The following is a 15,599-nucleotide window of genomic DNA, read 5'->3' on the forward strand; positions in this document are numbered from 1 at the left end:
ATATATATGCCCTTCTCTCTGTAGTGCTACCACCCCCGCCCCCCCCCCCCGCCCGCCGGCCGCCCGGCCCCCCCCCCCCCCCCCGCCCCCCGCCCGGGCCCGCAGGCACCTGCGCTTCCGGGGATCAGTGGATGATGCCGGTGCGCAGGGCGACCGCGACCATGCCGGCGCGGTCGCCCGTGCCGAGCTTGCGGGCGATGCGGGCCAGGTGGCTCTTGACGGTCAGCGCCGACAGGCCCATGGAGACGCCGATGGCCTTGTTCGACTGGCCCTCCGCGACCAGCCGAAGGACCTCGACCTCACGGCCGGAGAGCTCGCGGTAGCCGCCGGGGTGGCCGGGGGCGCCGGGGGCGCCGGGCGGCCGGCGGTGCATTCTGGCGCCCGCGCCGATCGGCGCGGCGCCGGGGCGCGAGGGGTGGCCGATGTTGGTGCGGGTGCCGGTGACGACATAGCCCTTGACCCCGCCGGCGAGGGCGTTGCGCACGGCGCCGATGTCGTCGGCCGCGGAGAGGGCGAGCCCGTTGGGCCAGCCCGCCGCGCGGGTCTCGGAGAGGAGCGTGAGGCCGGAGCCGTCCGGCAGGTGGACGTCGGCCACGCAGATGTCGCGCGGGCTTGCGACGCGGGGGCGGGCCTCCGCGATGGAGGACGCCTCGATGACGTCGCGCACCCCGAGGGCCCACAGGTGACGGGTGACGGTGGAGCGGACGCGCGGGTCCGCGACGACCACCATCGCCGTCGGCTTGTTCGGGCGGTAGGCGTTCAGGCTTGCGGGCTGTTCGAGGAGAACGGACACCAAACCTCCTGAGGGGAAGGTGCGGGACGGGCCGGCCGGGGGGAGTGTGCCGGGGCGAACCGTGGGTGACAGGGTCACTGACCTCTTCGGCAGCTCGCGCATCCGCCTTTAGGGAAAGATCACGATCTAGTGAGTAACAATTGGTGCAATTCGGACAGTCGATCGAGTGTCCGGCATCTGAGCCCCTGGTGGGAGGGGCCCGGACGCCGGTCGGGACGGTCGGTCGGGCGGCGCGGCGTCAGGGCGCCTGCGGTCCACGCCGCTGCGGCAGGGACACCACTCCCCCGCCGGAACCGCCCTCGGCGCCCGAGGACGCCGCGCCGAACCCGGGGGCCGGCGGCAGGCCCGCGATCTGGCAGAGCAGGTCGCACCAGGCGGCCAGGTGGGCCACCGAGTCGGGGGCGCCGCCGTGCCCCTCGCGGGGCGTCCAGGACGCCCTGATCTCGATCTGGCTGCTGGGGCGGCGCTCCGCGAGCCCGCCGAAGTAGTGCGAGCCCGCGCGCGTGACGGTGCCGCTCGGCTCCCCGTACGTCAGGCCACGCGCCTCGAGGGCGCCCGTCAGCCAGGACCACGAGACCTCGGGCAGCAGCGGGTCGACGGCCATCTCGGGCTCCAGCTCCGCACGGACGAGCGTGACGAGCCGGAAGGTGCCGTTCCAGGCCTCGTGCCCCGCCGGGTCGTGCAGCAGCACGAGGCGGCCGTCCGCCAGGTCGTCCTCGCCGTCGACGACCGTCGCCTCCAGCGCGTAGGCGTGCGGCGCGAGCCGCTGCGGCGGCCTCGTCGGCTCGATCTCGATCTCCGGGCGCAGCCGCGCCCCGCGCAGCGCCTCGACCGCGAGCCGGAACGGCGGCGGTAGCGCAGTGCCGGGCGAACCGTCCGTGCCACCTGCGTTGTTCGAATGATCGGAGAACTGTCCCTGAGCCGCGGCCATGCGGGGAAGACTAGGCCGAACACGGCCCGCGCGCAGGGAGGGACACCCGTGCCGGGCCTGCGGCTTGGCCGCACATGCGAAGATTCTGGGCGTGAGCACAGAGCGCCGCCCGTCGGGCCGGCAGACCCCGCAGACCGCAGTGTCCGATTCAGCCTTTTTGCGAGCGTGCAGACGTGAGGACGTCCCGCACACCCCGGTCTGGTTCATGCGTCAGGCGGGGCGCTCGCTGCCCGAGTACCTGAAGGTCCGCGAGGGCGTGCCGATGCTGGAGTCGTGCATGCGGCCCGAGCTGGTCAAGGAGATCACGCTCCAGCCGGTGCGGCGGCACGGCGTGGACGCGGCCATCTACTTCAGCGACATCGTCGTGCCGCTCAAGGCCATCGGCCTCGACCTCGACATCAGGCCCGGCGTCGGACCGGTCGTCGCCGAGCCGGTGCGCACCCGCGCCGACCTGGACCGGCTGCGCCCGCTCACCCCCGACGACGTCCCGTACGTCACCGAGGCGGTCGGCCTGCTCACGGCCGAGCTCGGCGCGACCCCGCTCATCGGCTTCGCCGGCGCGCCGTTCACGCTCGCCAGCTACCTGATCGAGGGCGGCCCCTCGCGCACGTACGAGCGCACCAAGGCGATGATGTACGGCGATCCGGCGCTCTGGTCGGACCTGGTGGACCGGCTCGCGGCGATCACCGGCGCGTTCCTGCGGGTGCAGATCGAGGCGGGCGCGAGCGCGGTCCAGCTGTTCGACTCGTGGGCGGGCGCGCTGTCGCCGGAGGACTACCGGCGCCATGTGATGCCGGCCTCGGCGAAGGTGTTCGCCGAGGTGGCGCCGTACGGCGTGCCGCGCATCCACTTCGGGGTGGGTACGGGCGAACTCCTCGGCCTGATGGGCGAGGCGGGCGCCGACGTGGTGGGCGTCGACTGGCGGGTGCCGCTGGACGAGGCGGCCCGGCGGGTCGGCCCCGGCAGGGCGCTCCAGGGCAACCTCGACCCGACGGTGCTGTTCGCGCCGCCCGCCGCGGTCGAGGCGAAGGCGCAGGCGGTGCTGGAGGAGGCCGCCGGTCTGGAGGGGCACGTGTTCAACCTGGGCCACGGCGTGCTGCCGACGACGGACCCCGACGCGCTGACCCGGCTGGTCGAGTTCGTCCACGGGCGCACGCAGCGCTGAACCGGGCAGCGCACGCGCCGGCGGCCGGACGGAAACCGTCCGGCCGCCGGCGCGGTGCACGGGGGCGCGTGGGGACCTGCGGGGTTCAGGAGGGGCGCCGCGGCCCGCTCACTTCAGGGCGTCGGTGAAGGCGAGCTGGTTCTGGCCGACGCCGCTGCAGGTGGAGGACGCGCCGCCGCCGCTGCCGCCCGCGCACGCCTGGTCGCGGTTGACGGACCACAGGGACAGGCGCCCCACGCCGTTGCTCGCGGCCCAGTTCTTGACGGTGGTGGCGTTGGCGAGGCTGAACGTGGAGCCGTCGTCGTTGGTGCCGATCATGGGCGTGATGCCGAGGTTGGCGTAGCCGTAGCTGGAGTCGACCGACTGCATCTGGGCCAGGGTCGCCTGGCCCGCCTTGATGGCGGCCTGGCCCATGTCCTGGTTGCCCTGGTAGTAGTCCATCGTCATGGCGTTGACGACGTCGAGCTTGAGGCCCGCGGTCTTGGCGGACTTGAGGATGTTGACGCCGTCCTGGGTGAGGCCGCTGGGCAGGACGGGCAGGGTGGCGGAGACGGTCAGGCCCGGGTTGGCGGCCTTCAGCTCCTTCATCACGGTCCAGTTGCGGGTGGCGGAGGTCTGGTCGGCGACGGCCCCGCCCTCGATGTCGAAGTCGAGGGACTTCACACCGTAGGAGTCGATGATCTTCTGGTATCCGGCCTTGATGGCGTTCTGGTCGGTACAGGTCCAGCCCAGCGGGTAGCCGGCGGCACCGCCGTTGGAGACGATGACGGAGGCGCCCTCGTCCTGCGCCTTCTTGATCAGCGGGTCGGTGAAGGAGTCGCCGCCGACGGGCAGTGTGTCGCCCCAGATCGCGTTGCAGCCCGAGCCGATGACGAAGGCGGCGGTGAAGGTCTTCACCCCGTGCTGGGTGATCGCGGTGTCGAGGAGCCCCTCCTGACCGTTCGACATGTCGGTGTACGGGGCGAAGGTGGGCGAGCCCGCCGCGGGCGCGGCGGAGGCGGCACCGCCGGCGGCGACGGCCGCCGATGCGGCGAGTGCGGTGGCGGCGAGGGCGACGGTGGCACGGCGGAGTCTGCGCATGGTGATGCCCTTTCACTGGCTGTGGGGAGGCCGAAGGAGCGCGCCGGCCGGAGGGTGGGGCCAACCGGCGACGCGCAGACCATAGTTGGACTAGACCAAAGTGGCCGTCAAGAGGGCGGGCACCGTACGTTCCCCGGGACCCGGCCGCCGGGCGGCCGCCGGTGAGCCGGTGCGACCGGCTGGTCGCGCGCCAACGCGCCGCGCAGGCGGCCCTGTTGGGACCGTCCGCGCCGTCAGGCCAGGGCGCCGGGGTCAGTCGGCGGTGCGGATCTGCCGCGCCGCCTTGCGGGCCGCCACCAGGACGGGGTCCCACACCGGCGAGAACGGGGGCGCGTAGCCGAGGTCGAGGGCGGTCATCTGCTCCACCGTCAGGCCCGCGGTCAGCGCGACCGCCGCCACGTCCACCCGCTTGCCCGCGCCCTCGCGGCCCACGATCTGCACCCCGAGCAGCCGTCCGGTGCGCCGCTCCGCGGTCATCTTCACCATCATCGGCTCGGCGCCCGGGTAGTAGCCGGCCCTGCTGGTGGACCGCGCGATCACCGTCTCGAAGCGCAGCCCCACCGCGTGCGCGTCCTTCTCCCGCAGGCCCGTGCGCGCGATCTCCAGATCGCACACCTTGCTGACCGCGGTGCCCACCACGCCGGGGAACGTCGCGTAGTCGCCGCCCGCGCCCGCGCCGATGACCTGGCCGTGCTTGTTGGCGTGCGTGCCGAGCGCGATGTGCCGGGTGCGGCCCGACACCAGGTCGAGGACCTCGACGCAGTCGCCGCCCGCCCAGATCTCCTCGTAGCCGCGCACCCGCATCGACAGGTCGGTCAGCAGCCCGCCGGAGTCGCCGAGCGGCAGTCCCGCGGCGCGCGCGAGCCCGGTGCGGGGGCGGACGCCGATGCCGAGCACCACCACGTCCGCCGGGTACGCGGCGTCCCGGGTCACCACGGCGCGCACATGGCCGTCCTCGCCCGTCCTGATCTCCGTCACGGCCTGGCCGCCGACCACGGTGATGCCCATGCCGGTCATCGCCTCGTGCACCAGCCGCCCCATGTCCGGGTCGAGGGTCGACATCGGCTGCTCGTCGCGGTGCACGACGGTGACCTCGTAGCCGTGGCGCACCAGCGCCTCCGCCATCTCGACGCCGATGTACCCCGCGCCGACGACGACGGCGTGCCGGCCCTTCGTGCGGGCGAGCGTGTCCAGGAGCGCCTGGCCGTCGTCGAGGGTCTGCACGCCGTGCACGCCCGGCGCGTCGATGCCGGGCAGCGGCGGGCGCAGCGGGCTCGCGCCCGTCGCGAGGACGAGCTTGTCGTAGCCGGTCCAGTACTCACCGCCGGTCTCCAGGTCCCGGGCGCGCACCCGCCGCCCCGCCACGTCGAGTTCGGTGACCTCGGTGCGCATCCTGAGGTCGATGCCGCGCTCCGCGTGCTCGTGCGGGGTGCGCGCCACCAGGTCGTCCCTGTCAAGGACGTCGCCCGCCACCCAGTACGGGATGCCGCAGGCGGAGTACGAGGTGAAGTCGGTGCGCTCGAAGGCGACGATCTCCAGCCGGTCGGGCCCCTTCAGCCTGCGGGCCTGCGAAGCGGCCGCCATCCCCGCCGCGTCACCGCCGACCACCACCATGCGCTCCGCTGCCACCGCACTCCCCTTCGCCGCCGTGTGCCGCCCGTGGTCCGGGCCGACAGAACGCTACGCGGCGCACCGCGGGCAGCCCGGGTTTGAGAGAGTGTGGGCCATGGAGTCGAGCACGCAGCACAGGCACAGCGGACACCTCCCGGGCGTCTCTCCCGGGCGTGTCGTGGTCGTCGGGGGGGGCATCGCGGGGCTCGCCGCCGCGCACCGGCTGCTGGCCTCGGGCGCCTCGGTCACCGTCCTGGAGGGCAGCGACCGGCTCGGCGGCAAGCTGTACGGCGGCGAGATCGCGGGCGTCGGCGTCGACCTGGGCGCCGAGTCGATGCTGGCCCGCCGCCCCGAGGGTGTCGAGCTGGCCCGCGCGGTCGGCCTCGGCGGCCTGCTCACCGCGCCCGATGCGACGACGTCCTCGGTGTGGACGCGCGGCGCGCTGCGCCCGATGCCGAAGGGGCATGTGATGGGCGTGCCCGGCGACCCCGCGGTCCTCGCCGGCCTGCTCTCGCCCGAGGGGCTCGCCAGGATCGCCGAGGAGCGCTCGCTGCCGCCGGGCGACGTCGGCGAGGACGTCGCCGTCGGCGCGTACGTGGCGCAGCGGCTCGGCCGCGAGGTCGTGGACCGGCTGGTGGAGCCGCTGCTCGGCGGGGTGTACGCGGGCGACGCCTACCGCATCTCGATGCGGGCCGCGGTGCCGCAGCTGTACGCGGCGGCCCGGCGCCACGGCTCGCTGCTCGACGCGGTGCGCTCGCTCCAGGCGGCGCCCGCCGCGTCCGCGCCCTCGGGGGTGTCGCTGCCGTCGGGCGGGCCGGTGTTCGCCGGGATCGAGGGCGGCATCGGGCGGCTGCCCGGCGCGGTCGCCGACGCCGTGCGGGCGCGCGGCGGCGGCATCCGCACCCGCACGCCGGTCCTCGGCCTTTCGCGCGCCGCCGACGGCTGGCACGTGCGCACCGACCAGGAGGTGCTGAGCGCCGACGGTGTCGTGCTCGCCACGCCCGCCTGGTCGGCCTCCGCGCTCCTCGCGGAGCTCGCCCCGAAGGCGTCGGCGGAGCTCGCGGAGATCGAGTACGCGTCGATGGCGCTGGTCACGATGGCGTTCCGGCGCGCGGACGTGGCCTCGCTGCCCGAGGGCAGCAGCGGTTTCCTGGTGCCGCCCGTGGACGGCAGGACGATCAAGGCGTCGACGTTCTCGACGCGCAAGTGGGGCTGGGTCGACCGGGCGGCGCCCGACCTGTTCGTGCTGCGCACCTCGGTGGGCCGCTACGGCGAGGAGGAGCACCTCCAGCGCGAGGACGGCGAGCTGGTGGACGCGTCGCTGCGGGACCTCGGCGACGCGGTCGGCCTCGCCGCGGGCCCGGTGGCCACCCGGGTCACCCGCTGGGTCGGCGGCCTGCCGCAGTACCCGGTGGGCCACGGGGCGCGGGTCGCGCGGATCAGGGACGCGGTCGGCGCGCTGCCGGGCCTCGCGGTGTGCGGGGCCGCCTACGACGGGGTCGGCGTGCCCGCGGTGGTGGCGAGCGCGGCCCGCGCCGCTGACCTCGTCACCGGGGCCGCGGGGCCGCGGGACGCCTGAGCACCGGTGCGGCGCGGGCGCCCGCCGGTGCGGACCACCCCTGCCAGGGGGCGGCGGGAAGGGCGCGCGAGAATGGCGGCATGACTGCTTCACCCTCTCCGGAGAAGGCCCCCAACGCGGGCAAGAAGGCACGGGACCTCAACGACGTCGTCCGCTACACGCTGTGGTCCGTCTTCCAGCTGCGGGACGTCCTGCCCGACGACCGTACGGGCTGCGCTGACGAGGTCCAGGACCTCTTCGACCAGCTGGCGGCGAAGGACGTCACGGTGCGCGGCGCCTACGACGTCTCGGGGCTGCGGGCCGACGCCGACGTGATGATCTGGTGGCACGCGGAGACCTCGGACGAGCTCCAGGACGCCTACAACCGCTTCCGCCGCACGCGCCTGGGCCGCGCGCTCGCGCCGGTCTGGTCGAACATGGCGCTGCACCGCCCCGCGGAGTTCAACAAGTCGCACATCCCGGCGTTCCTCGCGGACGAGACGCCGCGCGACTACGTCAGCGTGTACCCCTTCGTGCGGTCGTACGAGTGGTACCTGCTGGAGGACGCCGAGCGCCGCAGGCTGCTCGCCGAGCACGGCATGATGGCGCGCGAGTACCCGGACGTGCGGGCCAACACCGTGGCGTCGTTCTCGCTCGGCGACTACGAGTGGATCCTCGCGTTCGAGGCGGACGAGCTGCACCGGATCGTGGACCTCATGCGCCACCTGCGCGGCTCGGAGACGCGCCGCCATGTGCGCCTCGAAGTGCCGTTCTTCACGGGCCGCCGCAAGTCGGTCGCCGACCTGGTCGCGGGCCTGGCGTAGCGCCGGGGCCGCCTGCCGCGGGGCGTCGCGCGGCAGGCGGGCGGCGGCTCAGCGCACCCGCGGCAGCGCCCGGTCGCCGGGCAGCGTCACCGGGTTCGGGGCGGCGTGCGGGGCGCACGCGGCCGCGCCGTGCGCCGGGGTCCTGCCGGTGAGCAGGTAGTCGTCGAGGTAGCCGTTGACGCAGGCGTTGGGGCCGCCGGCGATGCCGTGCGTGCCGGCGCCGCGCTCGGTCACCAGCGCGGCGCCCGCCAGCCGCCGCTGCAGGTCGAGCGCGCCCGCGTACGGGGTGGCCGCGTCCCGCTCGGCGGCCAGGATCAGGGTGTGCGGGAGCTGTCCCGGCGCGGTCCGCACGTCGAGAGGCTGCTGCCGGGGCGCGGGCCAGTACGCGCACGGCAGGTTCATGAAGGCGTTGTCCCAGGTCTCGAAGGGCGCGGTGCGCGCCAGTTCGGTGTTGTCGCGGTCCCAGTCGCGCCAACGCGTGGGCCAGGGCGCGTCGTTGCACTCGACGGCCGTGTAGACGGCGTTCTCGTTCTCCGCGTCGCGTGCCGCGAGCGGCAGCGTGGGCGGGCCCGCCTGGTCGGCCAGCGGCTTCGGGTCGCCCTTGAGGTACGCGGAGAGGGCGGCGGCGCGCATCGCCCAGTAGTCGTCGTAGTAGCCGGCGGACAGCATCGCCGCCTGGAGCTGCCCGGGGCCGACCTTGCCGCCTGCGGGGTGGCGCGCGACGCCCGCCCTGACCTTCTCGTAGCTGCGCTGCACGGCGGCCGGGGTGCTGCCGAGGCCGTAGGCGTCGTCGTGCTGCGCGACCCAGGCGCGGAAGTCCGCCCAGCGCCGCTCGAAGGCGGCCGACTGCTCCATGTTGTCGCCGTACCAGATCTGCGAGGGGTCGGGTTCGACGGCCGAGTCGAAGACCATCCGGCGCACGTGCGAGGGGAACAGCGTCGCGTAGAGGGCGCCGAAGTAGGTGCCGTACGAGGCGCCCACGAAGGTCAGCTTCCGCCGGCCGAGCGCGGCGCGCAGCACGTCGAGGTCGCGGGCGTTGTTCAGCGAGGTGTAGTAAGGCAGCGCGTCGCCCGCGTTCTTCGCGCAGCCCGCCGCGTACGCCTTGGCCTCGGCGATCCGCTCCCGCTTGTACGCCTCGGAGGGGTGCTCCGGCGCGTCGGTCGGCGCCTTCGCGAACTCCTCCGGGCTCTCGCACGACAGCGGCGCCGAGCGGCCCACTCCGCGCGGCGCGTAGCCGACCAGGTCGTAGGCGGCGGCGATCTTCTTCCACTCCGGCAGCTGGCCCGCCATCGGGAAGGACATGCCGGAGCCGCCGGGACCGCCCGGGTTGTAGACGAGCGCGCCCTGCCGCTTCGCCGCGTCCCCGGTGGCGGGCACCCGGCTGACGGTGAGGGCGATCGTGCGGCCTTGGGGGTGCGCGTAGTCGAGCGGGACCCGCACGGTGCCGCAGGTGACGGGCCTCGGCAGCATCTCCTCCTTCGGGCAGGCGCCGAAGGCGATGCCCGCCCTGGCCGCGCGGTGGGCCGCCACGACGACCCCGCGGGTCTCCGGCGCGGCGAGGGAGGTGGCGGCGGCGTCCGCAGCGGTGTCAAGGCCTGCCTGCTCGTACGGCGGCCGCGGCGAGACCGCGGGTGTGCGCGCGGCGTCCGCGCTGCCTGCGGGCGCGACCACGGCGGCGGACAGGGCAAGGGAGCCGAGCGCGGCCAGCGTCCCGTACTTCACTACTGCTCTCATCGCGTTCCCTTCGGGCAGTGGGGAGGCGATCATGAACAGCGGCGCGGGGCATTCCCAAGGGCGGCGCCCCGGTGTCGCGGCGCGTGACCCCGATGCGCTGCGGGGCCACCCGGGGGGCCGCTTCCGGCGTGCGGGGGCGCGCGGAGTGTGCTGGCCCCGCGCGGCTCAGCGGGCGGCGAGCGCGGCGCGGGCCGCCCGCACGAGCCGGGTGGCCCGGCGCGGCGGGCGGGCACCCGCGCGCTCCTGCCACCACAGGTGCAGCGCGCGCCGCGCGCCGGGCTCCGCCGGCTCGCGCACGGCGAGCAGGTGCGCGGCGAAGTCGAGGGCGTCCCTGCGGTATCCGGCGCGCATCGGGCGGCCCGCCGCGTAGCCGAGGAACAGCGGCCGGTAGGCGGCGCCGAGTATCCCGGGCAGCTCGGGGGCGGTGCGGGCGACGGTGGCCGCGCGCTTGTCCGCGAGGGCGCGGCGCTGCACGCCGACGCGGCGCGCGTCGAACCCCTCGGGCAGGGGGGCGTCCGCCACCAGGGCGGAGAGCAGTGCGGTCTGGGCGTGCGCGACCCGCTCGCGTGCGGCGTCCGCCGCGGGCGCGACGGCGGCGGGCAGCGGCAGGGCGGGGCCCTCCGTGCCGGTGGCGCCGACGACGGCCCTGATCTCCTCGATCTCCCGGGCGAGTTCGCCGCCGGGCGGGAAGTCGTCGTCGCGTTCGAGCAGCACGCCGGGCGGCGCGACGCGCGAGCGCAGCTCGGCGAGCACGTCGAGCACGGGCCGGGTCACCGGGTGCGCGTGGGTGTCGTGCCAGACGCCGTCCCGCTCGACCCCGCCCGCGACGTGCACGTAGGCGATGGCCTCGACGGGCAGTTCGTCGAGCGCCCGTGCGGGCTCCTCGCCGCGGTTGACGTGGTTGGTGTGGAGGTTGGCGACGTCGATGAGCAGCCGGACGCCGGTGCGCTCGACGAGTTCCGCGAGGAACCGGCCCTCCGTCATCTCCTCCCCCGGCCAGTTGACGAGGGCGGCGATGTTCTCCACGGCGAGCGGCACGGGCAGGCTGTCCTGCGCGATGCGCACGTTCTCGCACAGCACCCGCAGGGCGTCCCGGGTGCGGGGCACCGGCAGCAGGTGGCCGGCTTCGAGCGGCGCGGACGCGGTGGGGCCGCCGCCTGCCCGCACGAAGGCGATGTGCTCGGTGACGAGCGGCGCGCCGAGCAGCTCCACGCGCTCGGCCAGCAGGGCGAGGCGGCCCGGGTCGGGGCGCTCGGCGCCGCCGAGGCCGAGGCCGACGCCGTGCGGCACGGCGGTGACGCCCCGGTCGAGCAGGCGGCGCAGCGAGTCGGGCAGGTGGTCCCGGTGGCCGCAGAGGTTCTCCGCCACGACCTCCACCCAGTCGAGGCCGGGGAGCGCCTCGACGGTGTCGGCGATCTCGGGGCGCCAGCCGATGCCGATGCCGAGGTGGCGCGGGCGCGTGGCGCCGGGCGCGGGGGCCGGGCCCGGTGTGCGCGGTGTGTGCGTGGTCATGGTCTCCCCCCGTCCGGGCGCTGCGCGCCCGCCCGTTCGCGTTCGTCCTCGGGTAAGGGCATCACCGCGGACGCCGCGCGCAAACCCGCGGGGACGCCTCGGGGACGGCACGCGTACGTTCGGGACGGGTCCGTGACCCGGGCGGCGCGCTCAGGGCGTGCCGACGGTCGTCCACGCTTCGAGGGCGAGCCCCTGCTCGGGCTTCTGCCGGGTGACGCGCAGGCTGCCGTCCGCGCCGAGCGCGGCGAGCACCACCCGGCCCTCGCCGTCCAGGGCGAGGGCGGGGGTGCCGCGACAGGGCTCGCCCGAGGGGACCCAGGTGACGCCTGCGGCCTCGTCCTCCGTGGGGTACGCGGCCAGTGCGGGCCTGCCGTCCTGGCCCTGCCCCGCGAGGATCACGCAGTCCACGCCGTCGACCGGGGTGCGCAGCACGGACAGCGGACCGCTGCCGGGGCCGCCCAGGTCGGCGGGTTCTGCGCCGGGGCGCCAGGCGCTGACCCGGGTGGTGGCGCCGTCGCGCCAGTAGCAGGTGAGGCGGCCGGGACCGGTGCGCTCCGAGGAGAGCGAGCCCGGCTGGAGCGCGGCCTCGGGCTCCTCGTCCTCGACGCGGGCGAGCGCGGCGTCGTGGGTGGCGCGCCGCCAGTGCAGCACCCGGCCCGCGGCGGGGCCGTACACCTCGATGACACCGTCGTCGCGCAGCGCGGTGTGCACCTGGCCGGTCACGGGGACGCCCTCGACGCGGGCGTTCCCCCAGTCCTCGAAGCGGCCTTTGGGGCTCTGCTGCCGGTAGGAGACGCGGCCTTCGGCGTTGCGCACGTACGCGTGCAGGCCGCTCTCGGCGTCGGCGAGCGCGGACGGCTCGCCCATGCGGGCCGCCTTGGCGTGGTCGCGGTAGGGGCTGCCGATGCTCTGCCAGTCGCGCAGCGCGCGCCCGGTCTGGTACTGGACGGCGTGCAGGAAGTCGATGGGCGCCCTGCCCCCCTCGGGGGCGGGGCGGCGGCGCAGCGCCACGAGGTGCACGTATCCCTCGGCCGTCCGGGTGGCCGCCATGCTCAGCACGGTGCCCCTGCTGGGGAGCCGAAGGCGCCCCGGGCCCGTCCACCGCGGGCCGCCGACCGCCGTCTCGGTCCACCACAGGAGGCTGTCGCCGGTGTGCGCGTACGCGGTGAGCCTGCCGGTCCTGCCGCGCAGCAGCCAGGCGCCGGAAACGGGCTCGGGGAGGTCGCCCGGGCCCGCGGGGGCGCCGCGGCCCCTGGTGTGCGGCTGCTGCCCGGCCGGTGGCCGGCCTCCGCCGTCCGCTCTCTTCGACGTACGTGCCGACCGCAGCGCCATGGCCCGCCGCCACCACCTTCCCGTGGATACCGCCGCCCCTGCCCGGTCGGGGCGGGGCGGTGGTTGTGAGTCAGCCGATCCTAACCGGGGGCCGGGCGCCGCGGTGTGTCAGGCTGCCGGGGTGCTGACCTTGTTGATCGTCGACGGCGCGAACGTGGTGGGTTCCGTTCCCGACGGCTGGTGGCGGGACCGCAGGGGCGCCGCGGAGCGGCTGCGCGACGCCCTGGCGTCGGCCGCGGCCGAGGGCCGCGGTGTGCCGGGGCACTCGGGTCCCGTGGAGCGGCTGCTCGTGGTGGAGGGCGCGGCGCGCGGTGTGGAGCCGGTGCCGGGGGTGCGGGTCGAGTCGGCGCCGGGCAGTGGCGACGACCTGATCGTGGAGTTCGCCGCCGCCGCGGCGGCCGAGGGGCGGCCCTGTCTGGTGGCCACGGCCGACCGGGAGCTGCTGCGCAGGGTGGCGGCGTACGGCGCCGGGCGGGTGGGGCCGCGCGGCGTACGCTACTGAGCATGGGCACGACCGACTGGAACTGGCGCGACCTGCGGGCCTCCTCGCTCCTGGCCGAGGACGCGGCGATCCTCGCGCTGGACAAGCCGTCAGGGATCTCCGTGATGGGCGAGCGGCACGACACGGACATCGTGGAGCTTGCCGGGGAGGCCGGTGAGCGGCTCTTTCCCGTGCACCGGATCGACAAGGCCACGTCGGGCGTCATCCTCTTCGCGAAGGACCTGACCCGGCACGGCGGCCTGACCCGGCAGTTCAACAAGCGGACGGTCGACAAGGCGTATCTGGTGGTGACGGAGTCGGTCGGGCTGCCCGACGAGGGCACGATCGAGCTGCCGCTGAGCGTCGGCCGCAAGAACCGCGTCAGGATCGCGGCGCCGCGCGAGGCGATCCGCTCGGAGCGCGAGGGGCGGCGCGGCCGGTGGTGGGCGGCCGAGGAGGATCTCCTCGACACCCGCAGGTACCCGTCGACCACCCTCTTCCGGCGGGTGTACGAGGGGGCGCGGCACTCGCTCCTCGTGGCGCGGCCGGTGACGGGGCGGCGGCACCAGATCCGGGTGCACCTGGCGTGGACCGGCCATCCGGTGCTCGGCGACCCGCTGTTCGACCGGGCCGCCGCGCAGACCGGTTCGCGGACCTTCCTGCACTCGTGGCGGCTCGGCTTCGACGCGGACTGGCGGGGCGGCGAGCGCCTCGCCCTCGAAGCCGCGCCCTCGGACGCGTTCTTCGCGCCGCTCGGGGACGGGCTGCCCGCCGGGAAGGCGCGGGCGCTGCTGGCGGACGTGCGGGTGCCCTGACCCGGCGGCCGGGCCCCTGCCGGGTCCGGCGCTGCCTCAGGGGCCTCAGGGCCGCGGCGCTGCCTCGGGCGCCGGCGGCAGGCCGCGGCCCGCGCGGCTGTGCCTCATGCCGTACAGGAAGTAGATGACGAGGCCGGCGGCCATCCAGATCGCGAACCGCAGCCAGGTCTCGGCGGTCAGGTTGAGCATCAGCCACAGCGAGGCGGCGACCGAGGCGATCGGCACCCACGGCACGAGCGGGGTGCGGAACGCCCTGGGCAGGTCGGGGCGGGTGCGGCGCAGGATGATGACGCCGATGGCGACCACGACGAAGGCCGCGAGCGTGCCGATGTTGACGAGGTTCGCCAGCTCGGAGATGGAGGTGAAGCCGGCGACCGCGGCGACCACGACACCGAGCAGGACCGTGGTCCTGTACGGGGTGCCGAAGCGGGGGTGGACCTGGGAGAACGCCTTCGGCAACAGCCCGTCGCGGCTCATCGCGAAGAACACCCGGCTCTGGCCGAGCAGCAGGATCATGCAGACCGAGGTCAGCCCGACCGCGGCCCCGAAGCTGATGACGCCGGACCAGAAGGGGTGCCCTGTCGCCTTGAAGGCGTCGGACAGGGGCGCGTCCACGGAGAGGCGGGTGTACTTCTGCATGCCGGTGACCACGATGGAGACGGCGACGTACAGCAGGGTGCAGATGAACAGCGAGGCGAGGATGCCGCGCGGGACGTCGCGCTGGGGCCGCAGGGTCTCCTCGGCCGCCGTGGCGACGATGTCGAAGCCGATGAAGGCGAAGAAGACGATCGCCGCGGCGCTGAAGATGCCGAAGACCCCGAAGTTCCCCGGTGTGAAGCCGGCCATCAGCTGGATCAGCGGCGCGTCGAATCCGCTGATGCCCGAGGAGTGCTGGGTCGGCGGGACGAAGGGGTGGTAGTTGGAGCCGGTGATCAGGAAGGCGCCGACGACGATGACGAGCAGGACCACCACGATCTTCACGGCGACGATGACGTTGGTGACCATCGAGGAGAGCTTGATCCCCACCACGAGGATGCCGGTCAGCACGAGGATCAGGGCGCAGGCGAGCACGTCGAAGCCGAAGTGCCCGTCGTGCGTGCCGGTGAGCGCGGCCGGCATGTCCCAGCCCGCGTTGCTCAGGAAGGACTGGATGTAGCCGGACCAGCCGACTGCCACCACGGCGGCGCCGAGGGCGAGTTCGAGGATGAGGTCCCAGCCGATGATCCAGGCGGGCAGCTCGCCGAGTGAGGCGTACGAGAAGGTGTAGGCGGATCCTGCGACGGGCACGGTCGACGCGAACTCCGCGTAGCACAGGGCCGCGAGCGCGCAGACGATGCCGGAGACGACGAAGGCGAGCGCCGTCGCGGGGCCCGCGTTCTCCTTGGCGACCTGTCCCGTCAGGACGAAGATGCCGGTTCCGATGACGACGCCGACACCGAAGACGGTGAGGTCGAGCGCGGAGAGGGACTTCGTGAGCCGGTGGTCGGGCTCCTCGGTGTCCCTGATGGACTGCTCGACCGTTTTGGTGCGGAAGAGAGCGCTGCGCGTCTCATGCGTTCCACCTTGAGTACTCACGTACGTCCTTCCGTGTGCGCGTCCAACCCGGTAATGATCGAGAGTCGGGGGCGCGCGTCCCGCGGAAAAGGCAGGAATTCACACGTTCGGACCGGCCGGACCACCCGTACGCCGGGCCGGACGGGCACCGGCGGCGGGGCACGGAAAAGACCGCGGCCGCCGGGCGTACGGGCAGGGACCGTACGCCC

Annotated in this window: 13 protein-coding genes; 5 read left to right on the plus strand and 8 right to left on the minus strand. The window is 74.9% G+C overall.

What is annotated here, in order from left to right:
- Positions 1 to 124: 124 nt before the first annotated feature.
- Both AB0910_RS30715 and AB0910_RS30720 read right to left on the minus strand, forming a co-directional pair.
- The gene (locus AB0910_RS30715; RefSeq protein WP_225017358.1) at positions 125 to 793 is read right to left on the minus strand and encodes a response regulator transcription factor; all 669 of its coding nucleotides are present in this window, start codon (positions 791 to 793) and stop codon (positions 125 to 127) included.
- A gap of 238 nt (positions 794 to 1,031) precedes the next feature.
- A complete protein-coding gene (locus AB0910_RS30720; RefSeq protein WP_366747943.1) occupies positions 1,032 to 1,724 on the minus strand; it encodes a DUF3000 domain-containing protein in 693 nt (230 codons plus the stop codon).
- 91 nt (positions 1,725 to 1,815) lie between these two features.
- Between AB0910_RS30720 and hemE the strand changes: the two genes are divergently transcribed.
- Entirely contained in the window at positions 1,816 to 2,889 is a 1,074-nt protein-coding gene (gene hemE, locus AB0910_RS30725) for a uroporphyrinogen decarboxylase (RefSeq protein ID WP_366747944.1), read from the plus strand.
- Positions 2,890 to 2,997: 108 nt separating this feature from the next.
- Here the strand turns inward: hemE and AB0910_RS30730 are convergent, their stop codons facing one another.
- Positions 2,998 to 3,969, minus strand: coding sequence for a chitinase (locus tag AB0910_RS30730; protein ID WP_366747945.1), 972 nt, complete (start codon positions 3,967 to 3,969; stop codon positions 2,998 to 3,000).
- 252 nt (positions 3,970 to 4,221) lie between these two features.
- Positions 4,222 to 5,583 (minus strand): FAD-dependent oxidoreductase, encoded by a 1,362-nt coding sequence (locus AB0910_RS30735; protein WP_366747953.1) that lies wholly within the window; start codon positions 5,581 to 5,583, stop codon positions 4,222 to 4,224.
- A gap of 112 nt (positions 5,584 to 5,695) precedes the next feature.
- On the opposite strand from AB0910_RS30735, the gene hemG reads away from it, so the two are divergent.
- Together hemG and hemQ are read left to right on the plus strand one after the other, a co-directional pair.
- A complete protein-coding gene (gene hemG / locus AB0910_RS30740; RefSeq protein ID WP_366747946.1) occupies positions 5,696 to 7,159 on the plus strand; it encodes a protoporphyrinogen oxidase in 1,464 nt (487 codons plus the stop codon).
- An 80-nt stretch (positions 7,160 to 7,239) separates the two neighbouring features.
- Positions 7,240 to 7,962 carry a hydrogen peroxide-dependent heme synthase gene (hemQ, locus tag AB0910_RS30745; RefSeq protein WP_366747947.1) on the plus strand — a complete coding sequence of 241 codons (723 nt, stop codon included), beginning with the start codon at positions 7,240 to 7,242 and terminating at the stop codon, positions 7,960 to 7,962.
- A 48-nt stretch (positions 7,963 to 8,010) separates the two neighbouring features.
- Here the strand turns inward: hemQ and AB0910_RS30750 are convergent, their stop codons facing one another.
- The 3 genes from AB0910_RS30750 to AB0910_RS30760 form a co-directional block, all read right to left on the minus strand.
- Positions 8,011 to 9,696 carry an alpha/beta hydrolase gene (locus tag AB0910_RS30750; RefSeq protein ID WP_366747948.1) on the minus strand — a complete coding sequence of 562 codons (1,686 nt, stop codon included), beginning with the start codon at positions 9,694 to 9,696 and terminating at the stop codon, positions 8,011 to 8,013.
- Positions 9,697 to 9,861: 165 nt separating this feature from the next.
- Positions 9,862 to 11,208: a DUF692 domain-containing protein gene (locus tag AB0910_RS30755; protein ID WP_366747949.1), complete on the minus strand. Its 1,347-nt coding sequence runs from the start codon at positions 11,206 to 11,208 to the stop codon at positions 9,862 to 9,864.
- 150 nt (positions 11,209 to 11,358) lie between these two features.
- Complete coding sequence (locus AB0910_RS30760; protein WP_366747950.1) at positions 11,359 to 12,540, minus strand: hypothetical protein; 1,182 nt, start codon at positions 12,538 to 12,540, stop codon at positions 11,359 to 11,361.
- A 124-nt stretch (positions 12,541 to 12,664) separates the two neighbouring features.
- Between AB0910_RS30760 and AB0910_RS30765 the strand changes: the two genes are divergently transcribed.
- A complete protein-coding gene (locus AB0910_RS30765; protein WP_366747954.1) occupies positions 12,665 to 13,042 on the plus strand; it encodes an NTP pyrophosphohydrolase in 378 nt (125 codons plus the stop codon).
- A 2-nt stretch (positions 13,043 to 13,044) separates the two neighbouring features.
- Positions 13,045 to 13,836: an RNA pseudouridine synthase gene (locus AB0910_RS30770; RefSeq protein ID WP_366747951.1), complete on the plus strand. Its 792-nt coding sequence runs from the start codon at positions 13,045 to 13,047 to the stop codon at positions 13,834 to 13,836.
- Between the two features lie 45 nt (positions 13,837 to 13,881).
- On the opposite strand, the gene AB0910_RS30775 is transcribed toward AB0910_RS30770, so the two are convergent.
- Entirely contained in the window at positions 13,882 to 15,411 is a 1,530-nt protein-coding gene (locus tag AB0910_RS30775; RefSeq protein WP_366747952.1) for an amino acid permease, read from the minus strand.
- Between the last annotated feature and the right edge of the window lie 188 nt (positions 15,412 to 15,599).

Source organism: Streptomyces sp. NPDC047002, assembly GCF_040704505.1.
GTDB lineage: Bacteria > Actinomycetota > Actinomycetes > Streptomycetales > Streptomycetaceae > Streptomyces.

What these genes read in the sequence shown, in the direction of transcription:
- AB0910_RS30735 (WP_366747953.1), bottom strand. Translation starts at nt 5,583, where the DNA reads ATGGTGGTGGTCGGCGGTGACGCGGCGGGGATGGCGGCCGCTTCGCAG.
- AB0910_RS30755 (WP_366747949.1), bottom strand. Translation starts at nt 11,208, where the DNA reads ATGACCACGCACACACCGCGCACACCGGGCCCGGCCCCCGCGCCCGGC.
- AB0910_RS30730 (WP_366747945.1), bottom strand. Translation starts at nt 3,969, where the DNA reads ATGCGCAGACTCCGCCGTGCCACCGTCGCCCTCGCCGCCACCGCACTC.
- AB0910_RS30770 (WP_366747951.1), top strand. Translation starts at nt 13,045, where the DNA reads ATGGGCACGACCGACTGGAACTGGCGCGACCTGCGGGCCTCCTCGCTC.
- AB0910_RS30750 (WP_366747948.1), bottom strand. Translation starts at nt 9,696, where the DNA reads ATGAGAGCAGTAGTGAAGTACGGGACGCTGGCCGCGCTCGGCTCCCTT.
- AB0910_RS30760 (WP_366747950.1), bottom strand. Translation starts at nt 12,540, where the DNA reads ATGGCGCTGCGGTCGGCACGTACGTCGAAGAGAGCGGACGGCGGAGGC.
- hemG (WP_366747946.1), top strand. Translation starts at nt 5,696, where the DNA reads ATGGAGTCGAGCACGCAGCACAGGCACAGCGGACACCTCCCGGGCGTC.
- AB0910_RS30720 (WP_366747943.1), bottom strand. Translation starts at nt 1,724, where the DNA reads ATGGCCGCGGCTCAGGGACAGTTCTCCGATCATTCGAACAACGCAGGT.
- hemQ (WP_366747947.1), top strand. Translation starts at nt 7,240, where the DNA reads ATGACTGCTTCACCCTCTCCGGAGAAGGCCCCCAACGCGGGCAAGAAG.